At 67.7% G+C, this 7,893-nt stretch carries 7 protein-coding genes, 1 pseudogene and 1 riboswitch; of the genes and pseudogenes, 4 read left to right on the top strand and 4 right to left on the bottom strand.

Annotation, left to right across the window (positions count from 1 at the left end):
* The 4 genes and pseudogenes from RI841_RS12230 to RI841_RS12245 form a co-directional block, all read right to left on the bottom strand.
* Positions 1-215, bottom strand: a pseudogene (locus RI841_RS12230) (acyl-CoA synthetase); the annotation flags it as partial.
* Between the two features lie 62 nt (positions 216-277).
* Entirely contained in the window at positions 278-2,086 is a 1,809-nt protein-coding gene (locus tag RI841_RS12235) for an acyl-CoA dehydrogenase (protein ID WP_310705880.1), read from the bottom strand.
* A 100-nt stretch (positions 2,087-2,186) separates the two neighbouring features.
* Positions 2,187-3,608, bottom strand: coding sequence for an MFS transporter (locus RI841_RS12240; RefSeq protein ID WP_310705881.1), 1,422 nt, complete (start codon positions 3,606-3,608; stop codon positions 2,187-2,189).
* Positions 3,609-3,736: 128 nt separating this feature from the next.
* Positions 3,737-4,375: a class I SAM-dependent methyltransferase gene (locus RI841_RS12245; protein WP_310705882.1), complete on the bottom strand. Its 639-nt coding sequence runs from the start codon at positions 4,373-4,375 to the stop codon at positions 3,737-3,739.
* Positions 4,376-4,449: 74 nt separating this feature from the next.
* Between RI841_RS12245 and RI841_RS12250 the strand changes: the two genes are divergently transcribed.
* The 4 genes from RI841_RS12250 to thiC form a co-directional block, all read left to right on the top strand.
* The gene (locus tag RI841_RS12250; protein ID WP_310705884.1) at positions 4,450-4,833 is read left to right on the top strand and encodes a VOC family protein; all 384 of its coding nucleotides are present in this window, start codon (positions 4,450-4,452) and stop codon (positions 4,831-4,833) included.
* 88 nt (positions 4,834-4,921) lie between these two features.
* Entirely contained in the window at positions 4,922-5,305 is a 384-nt protein-coding gene (locus RI841_RS12255) for a DUF4870 domain-containing protein (protein ID WP_310705885.1), read from the top strand.
* Between the two features lie 3 nt (positions 5,306-5,308).
* On the top strand, positions 5,309-6,238 hold the full coding sequence (locus tag RI841_RS12260; RefSeq protein ID WP_310705887.1) for a lysophospholipid acyltransferase family protein: 930 nt from the start codon (positions 5,309-5,311) through the stop codon (positions 6,236-6,238).
* 68 nt (positions 6,239-6,306) lie between these two features.
* A riboswitch (TPP riboswitch) is annotated at positions 6,307-6,418 on the top strand.
* 82 nt (positions 6,419-6,500) lie between these two features.
* Positions 6,501-7,893: phosphomethylpyrimidine synthase ThiC (gene thiC / locus RI841_RS12265; protein WP_310705888.1), on the top strand; the 1,393-nt coding region annotated here is incomplete at its 3' end.

Below are 7,893 nucleotides of genomic sequence, written 5' to 3' on the forward strand. Positions count from 1 at the left end.
GCCTGGCCGGGTTTGACGCCGCGCGTCTCCAGTGCCGAAGCAAGCCGCCGGCAGCGCTCCCAGGTGGTGCCCCAGTCACGGCGGATCTCGCCATAGACCACCGCCGGATAGTCCGGGTAGACCGAGGCGGTGCGCTCGATGAAGGTCAGCGGCGAGAGCGCCACATGGTTGGCGGGTGTCTGCGGCAGGCCCTGTTCGAAGATGCTCTGGCTCATGGGAAGGCTCCGTGAGGTGGTCCGGGAAGTACGCCGCCGGCACGGGGCCGGCGGCGAAAAGGTCACTGGGCGGCAGCATCGAAGGCGGCGAGGCTCGCCATACCGGCCTCGATCACCGCACGCTGGGCACGGCCCACCGGCAGCCACTGGCGGATGGCATAGTCGGCGCTCTGGCACTTGGCCTGATAGAACGCTTCATCACGGCCCCTGGCGATAGCCGCGCTGGCCTTGAGGGCCGCCTCGCCCATCTGCCAGGCGCACAGCACATGGCCGGTCAGATTGAGGAAGGGGGTGGCGTAGGCCTGGACGGCATCGGCGCCCTGCTCGGCATCGGCGCCCGCTTCCAGCACGGCGGTCATGGCAGCGCGCAGGTCGGCAGCGCCAGCGGCCAGGCTCTCGCCCAGCGCGGCCAGCTCGGGGGTCTCCTTGAGCGCCGCGGCGGTGGCCTCTACGTCGTCAATCAGGCCCTCGAGGGCCGCGCCGCCGTCACGCTGCAGCTTGCGCCCGGCCAGGTCCAGGGCCTGGATGCCGTTGGTGCCCTCGTAGATCGGCGCGATGCGCGCATCGCGCAGCAGCTGGGCGGCGCCGGCCTCCTCGATAAAGCCCATGCCGCCATGCACCTGAATGCCCAGCGAGGCGATTTCCACCGCCTGGTCGGTGGAGAAGGCCTTGACCACCGGGATCAGCACGTCGACCCGCGCCTGGGCCGCCTCGCGATCGGCCGCATCCGCCGCGTGACGGGCCAGGTCCAGCTGGGCAGCACAGTATAGGGCGAGCGCGCGCAAGGCGTCGGTGCGCCCCCGCATGGAGAGCAGCATGCGCCGCACATCCAGGTGGTCGCTGATGGGGCAGTCGCTGCGCCCGGAGCGCGGGCTACGCCCCTGGGTACGGTCCAGGGCGTAGGCGAAGGCGTGCTGGCAGGCGCGCTCGGCCACGCCGATGCCCTGGATCCCCACCTTGTGGCGCGCCTCGTTCATCATGGTGAACATGTGGTTGAGGCCGCGCCCCTCCTCGCCCACCCGATAGCCGATGGCGCCCTCGCCTTCGCCGAAGCTCAGGGTGCAGGTGGGCGAGCCGTGGATGCCCAGCTTGTGCTCGATGGAGGCACAGGTGACGTCGTTGCGCTCGCCCAGGCTGCCGTCGGCGTTGACCAGCGGCTCATTCACCAGGTACTTCGGCACCAGAAACAGCGAGATCCCCTTGTTGCCCTCGGGGGCGTCGGGCGTGCGCGCCAGCACCAGGTGAATGATGTTCTCGGCGGCGTCGTGCTCGCCCCAGGTGATATAGATCTTCTGGCCGAAGAGCCGGTAGCTGCCGTCCTCCTCGGGCACCGCGCGGGTGCGCACCTTGGAGAGGTCCGAGCCAGCCTGGGGTTCGGTGAGGTTCATGGTGCCGGTCCAGGTACCCTCCACCAGCTTCGGCAGGTAGATGGCCTGCTGCTGCTCGCTGCCGTGATGGGCCAGGGCCTCGATGGCCCCAGCGGTGAGCATCGGGCACAGGCCCAGCGCCATGTTGGCGCCGTGGAGCATCTCCTGAACGGCGCTGGCCACCACCTCGGGCAGCCCCTGGCCGCCCAGCGACTCGGAGACGCCGATGCCGTTCCAGCCGCCCTCGGCGTAGGCCTGGTAGGCCTCGATAAAGCCGTCGGGAAGGGTCACGCTACCGTCGTCGCGGCGGGTGCAACCCTGGTGGTCGCCGCTGGCGTTGACCGGCGCCCACACTTCGCCCGCCAGCCTGGCGGCCTCTTCCAGTACGGCCTCCACCAGGTCGGGGCTGGCTTCTTCGAAGCCGGGCAGCGAGAGTGAGCCGTGTTCGAGCAACTCCTCCAGCACGAAGCGGATATCGCGGACGGGGGCGGCGAAGGGGGGCATCGGAACACCTCTGGGGAAAATGATAACGGCGATAGTAGATTCACTACTTTTCGCCGACCATTATCCCAACGTCTTAGCCACCATTCACGAAGGCCAGGCCTCAGCTGCGAGAAGAAAGCGGCTCAATGCCGGGCAGCTCCTCCTGGGTAGGCTCATTCTCTTCCCCTGTGTCGGCCTCGTCGAAGTAGGCGATATGGGCCTCGTCGGGCGGCGGCGGGCCGACCAGCGGCTCGGCCACCGCCACATCGGGCACGGCCCCCGAAAGATCCTCCACGTGCTCGTGCTCGATGGCGCCCTGAACATGCTCCTCGGTGACTGCCAGCTCGGCCCCGGCGGAGGACATCGGCGTGGAGGGCGAGAACGGCGCCACCGGCATCGGCGCCGGACGCACGCTGCGCCGCCAGCCGAAGAAGGCCACCAGGGTCAGCCCCATGGCCCCGAAGGCCCAGAAGAGGCCGGCATCGCCCATCAGACTCATCACCGGCGAGACCAGCGGAGGACTGAGCGTCGAGCCGATGGCGTTGACCAGCAACAAGCCCTGGCTCATGCGCACCAGTGCACCGGCCGGGGCACGGTCGGCGGCATGACCCACCGCCACCGGGTAGAGCGAGAAGACGCCACCGCCCAGCAGGAACAGCAGGCCCGCCAGGATCCATAGGGTCATCGGCAGCCAGAGCACCGCTGCGGAGATCAGGGCACAGAAGGCCCCGATCAGGATGAGCACCAGCTGCCGGTCATGGCGGTCCGACCAGCGCCCCACCGGGTACTGCAGCAGCATGGCACCGAGCACCACCACCGCCATCATCTGACCGATCCGGTCGACCGCGAGCCCCGTGCGCTGCAAGTAAAGCGGCAGAAGAGAGTAGACCGCTGCCACCATCAGCCCCGAGCCGAAGCTGCCCATTACCCCGGTCGGGGTCAGGGTGATCAGGCGCAGCGGCGAGAGCGGCTCCGCCTTTTCGACCAGCGGCGAGACCCGCGGGATCATTGCCATGGGCAGCACCGAGAGCGAGGCCAGCATGCCGATGACCATGAACGACGCCGCGCCCCCCATGGCCTCGGTGACGCCCAGCAGCAGTTGGCCAAGCACACCGGCGGCGTAGAGCGAGATCATGTAGAGCGCCAGCAGACGACCGCGCACCTTGGCATCGCCGGAGGCCAGCAGCCAGCTCTCGATCACCAGGTAGACGCCCACCGTGGCCCAGCCGCCGATCAGGCGCAGGGTAAACCAGGCCCAGGGCTCGGCCACCAACCCCTGCAGCAGCACGGTCACCGCCACCAGCGAAGCGAAGCTGCCGTAGGCGCGGATATGGCCGATGCGCAGCAGCAGCCGGTCGTTGAGCATGGCGCCCAGCGCCAGGCCAATGAAATAGGCCGAGGAGACCCAGCCGATCACCACCGCGGACTCCCCCGCGGCATCCAAGCGCAGGGTGATCACCGTGGCCAGGAAACCGTTGCCGATCCCGAGGATGAAGAGCCCCAGCAGGGGCGCCAGGGCCATGGCAAGCAGTTGCCGCGACATGAAGAGCCTCACAGCAGCAGGTGAAAACGAGGAAGGTGGCAGAAAGTGCCGTAGGGCGCCGGTACGACGGGCCGGGGAGCGATGCTGGGCGCAAAAGCATACCCCCGGCCGGCGGCGAGTCAATCGATTTATCGACGCTGCAGCAGCGCCACGTCTGCCGCAGGAAACTCGACCCGCATGCTCAGCTGGTCGGCCAGCCACACGAAGGTCGCCTCGCTGAAGAAGACCACATGGGTGGGGTCGAGGATGTAGTGCCAGCGCATGAAGGCCTGATGGTCGGTGACGCGCTTGGTCATCAGCCCCAGCCAGCCGCCGGACGGAAGCATATCGGTCAGTCTCGCCAGTTCCCGACCGGGCTGGAACAGATGCTCGACCACCTCGCTGGCGGTGATAAAATCGTATTCGTCTACCAGCACGCTGGCATCCGGCGCGTAGAAGGGGTCATAGATTGCCATGGGATGCCCCGCCTCCTCGAACATCACCGACAGCGTCGGCCCGGGGCCGGCACCGAAGTCGAGGCCTCGGGCGCCGGGCGACAGCCGCTCGCGTAGCGGATCGAAGAGCCGCGACAGGAAGCGGCGATAGCCGGGGTCATGCGGCGAGTTCTCGTGCTGGTCATAGACCGCCCGTTCCTCCGCCGGCCCGAGCCACTGGTCGGGCGGCACGAACACCAGCGCGCAATGCCGGCAGCGGTGGTAGTCGCGGCGTTCGTCATGGTGAAAGTGCCCGGTGTCAGTAGCCCCACATAGCGGACAGGTCAGCATCATCGTATCCTCTGTACCAGAACGAATTCCCCCAGGATTCCCCTGCTATCGCCAGAACCCCGCAAGAGGAGCCCCGAATGCTGTCAGGTCTGGATCATCTGGTCATCACCGTGACCGACATTTCCCGTGCCGTGGACTTCTATTCACGGGTGCTGGGACTGGACGTGCGCTATCGCGACCGCGAGCGTGTCGACCTGATGCTGGGCGACATTGCCCTGCGGCTGCACTGGACCGCCACCGACGTGACGCCCCGCGCCGCCACGCCCACGCCAGGCAGTCTGGACCTCTGCCTGCGCAGCCTTCTGCCGCTCGATGAGGTCCAGCGCCATCTGGAGGCACTGGATGTCGACGTGGAGCTCGGCCCGGTGGCCCGCCAAGGGGCTATCGGCGAGATCAACTCGCTCTACCTGCGCGACCCGGACGGTAACCTGCTGGAGATCAGCCGCCCCGTGAAATCCTAGAAGCCTGTCGGACCGGCTGACCCCCGGTGGCATTGTCGTCTTCGACCGGTATGATTGGCGCCAGCCTTTCGATCTTCAGGAACGCGCCATGAACGACCATCTTCCGCAGGACGACGACCGCCCCATCCCCGAACGGGGCACTGCCCCCGACACGACCCTCCCCATCGTGGTGTACGTGCTGCACCTGGCGGGGATGATCACCGGTGGTCTCACTTCGCTGGTCGGCGTGGTGATCGCCTACGTCTACCGTGGCAGTGGACCAGCCTGGCTCGACGAGCACTATCGTTATCAGATACGGACCTTCTGGATCGCCCTGCTCTACTTTGGCATTTCCGGCCTGCTTACCCTGGTGCTCATCGGCTTTCTCACCTGGCTGGCCGCGGTGGTCTGGCTGGTGATCCGCTGCGTGAAGGGGCTCAAGGCCCTGAACGAGCAGCGCGCACCGGACAACGTGGACACCTGGTGGGTCTGATCCATGGCCAGAGGTGAGTCCCGCTCGAGCATCCTCCAGGCCCGCGCCATCGCCACCCTGTGGCGAAGCCTCGCCGGTCGCCGCCTCGCCACCCTGTGGCGCCTGGCCCGGCTGGTCGGCCCCCTGGTGGAGCGGCTGAGCCGCCGGGAGCGTCAGGTCACCCGGACCAACCTGGCCGAGGTCTACCCTTCCCGTAGCCCGGCCGAGCGCCGCCAGCTCTCCCGGCAGAGCCTGACCCACTCCACCACCACCATGCTCGAGTTGGGTTTCGCCTGGATGGGTGCCCCCGAGCGGGTCGAGGCCGCGATCCTCGAGGTCCATGGCCGCGAGCTGCTCGACGAGGCCCGTGCCGAGGGGCGCGGCGTCATCGTGCTCGCCCCCCACTTCGGAAACTGGGAGGTACTCAACTTCTGGCTCTCCGGCCACTTCCCCTTCACTGCCATGTACGAGCCCCCCAAGCTCGCCCCGCTGGATCCGATCATCCGCCAGGGACGCGAACGCCAGGGGGCACGCCTGGTACCCACCACCCCCCGCGGCGTGGCCGCGCTGCTCAAGGCGCTCAAGCGCACCGAGGCCGTGGGCATTCTGCCCGACCAGGAGCCGAACTGGGGCAGTGGCGTCTTCGCGCCCTTCTATGGCCGTCTCGCCTACACTGCCACCCTGCTGCCCAAGCTGGTAGCCCGCACCGAAGCACGGGTCGTCATCGGCGTGGCGCTGCGCCTGCCCGGCAAGGGCTTCGCCGTGCATTTCCTGTCCGCCGACGAGCGGGTTTACGACCCTGACGAGGTCACCTCGGCCACCGGCGTCAACGCCAGCGTGGAGGCCGCCATCGCCCTGGACCCGGCCCAGTACCAGTGGGAATACAAGCGCTACCGCAAGACGCCGCAGGAGGCCGAGGGACACCCGGAGTACCGGCGCTTCCGGCTCTATTGATCGCCGCGGAGACCCGATAGCCCTCCTTGCCGGGCTGGCAATGGTGTCTCTTCCTGCTACAGTAGAAGCCTCGCTTGACGGGGTGCCGTTAAAGACGGCTGAGATCATGCGCTTGCGAGCATGGATCCCGTTGAACCTGAACTGGCTAGGACCAGCGTAGGGATCAAGCGACACGCCGCCTTGGCGCTCCACGCCTCCGCGGCCCCTGTCCTTCCCAGCGGTCCTCCCTGACAACGCCACCACCCCCAAGGGAGAACACCGTATGAGCAAGACCAATCACTTCCTCGCCGAGACCGCCCGGGTCGACGAGGCCGCCATCCAGCCACTGCCCGGCTCGCGCAAGATCTACGTGCAAGGTTCGCGCCCGGATATCCGCGTGCCCTTCCGCGAGATCTCGTTGTCGCCGACCCGCACCTCCGGCGCCGACGAACAGAACCCGCCACTGCTGGTCTATGACACCTCCGGCCCCTACACCGACCCCGAAGCCGAGATCGACCTGCGCCAGGGCCTGCCCGAGCTGCGTCGCGCCTGGATCGAGGCGCGCGGCGATACCGAGCGCCTCGACGGCCCGACCTCCGAGTACGGCCGGCGCCGGGCCAACGACCCGATGCTCGCCAACCTGCGCTTCGACCTGACCCGCACGCCGCGGCGCGCCAAGGAAGGCCGGAACGTCACCCAGCTCCACTACGCCCGCCAGGGCATCATCACCCCGGAGATGGAATTTATCGCCATCAGGGAAAATCAACGCAGGCAGGCGCTCGGGACCGAGGAGGTCGAGCGCATCCTCGGCCACCAGCACCCGGGTGAGGCCTTCGGTGCCCGGCTGCCCGAGGAGATCACCGCCGAGTTCGTGCGAGCCGAAGTCGCGGCGGGACGCGCGATCATTCCCTGCAACATCAACCACCCGGAATCCGAGCCGATGATCATCGGCCGCAACTTCCTGGTGAAGATCAACGGCAACCTCGGCAACTCGGCGGTCACCTCCTCCATCGAGGACGAGGTCGACAAGATGACCTGGGGCATCCGCTGGGGCTCGGACACCATCATGGACCTCTCCACCGGGCAGAACATCCACGAGACCCGCGAGTGGATCATCCGCAACGCCCCGGTACCGATCGGCACCGTGCCGATCTACCAGGCGCTGGAGAAGGTCAACGGCGTCGCCGAGGACCTCACCTGGGAGGTGTTCCGCGACACCCTGATCGAGCAGGCCGAGCAGGGCGTGGACTACTTCACCATCCACGCGGGCGTGCTGCTGCGCTATGTGCCGCTGACCGCCAAGCGGGTCACCGGCATCGTCTCCCGGGGCGGCTCGATCATGGCCAAGTGGTGCCTCTTCCATCACCAGGAGAGCTTCCTCTACACCCACTTCGAGGAGATCTGCGAGATCTGCAAGCGCTACGACGTGGCCTTCTCGCTGGGCGACGGCCTGCGCCCGGGCTCGGTGGCCGACGCCAACGACGAGGCGCAGTTCGCCGAACTCGAGACCCTGGGCGAGCTGACGCGCATCGCCTGGAAGCACGACGTCCAGGTGATGATCGAGGGGCCCGGCCACGTGCCCATGCACCTGATCAAGGAGAACATGGAGAAGCAGCTCACCGAGTGCGACGAGGCGCCCTTCTACACCTTGGGGCCACTGACCACCGACATCGCGC

The organism is Halomonas sp. (genome assembly GCF_031581305.1).
Taxonomy (GTDB): Bacteria; Pseudomonadota; Gammaproteobacteria; order Pseudomonadales; family Halomonadaceae; genus Halomonas.

Coding starts and splice junctions, on each gene's coding strand:
- RI841_RS12235 (WP_310705880.1), bottom strand. CDS start 2,086: ATGCCCCCCTTCGCCGCCCCCGTCCGCGATATCCGCTTCGTGCTGGAG.
- RI841_RS12240 (WP_310705881.1), bottom strand. CDS start 3,608: ATGTCGCGGCAACTGCTTGCCATGGCCCTGGCGCCCCTGCTGGGGCTC.
- RI841_RS12245 (WP_310705882.1), bottom strand. CDS start 4,375: ATGATGCTGACCTGTCCGCTATGTGGGGCTACTGACACCGGGCACTTT.
- RI841_RS12250 (WP_310705884.1), top strand. CDS start 4,450: ATGCTGTCAGGTCTGGATCATCTGGTCATCACCGTGACCGACATTTCC.
- RI841_RS12255 (WP_310705885.1), top strand. CDS start 4,922: ATGAACGACCATCTTCCGCAGGACGACGACCGCCCCATCCCCGAACGG.
- RI841_RS12260 (WP_310705887.1), top strand. CDS start 5,309: ATGGCCAGAGGTGAGTCCCGCTCGAGCATCCTCCAGGCCCGCGCCATC.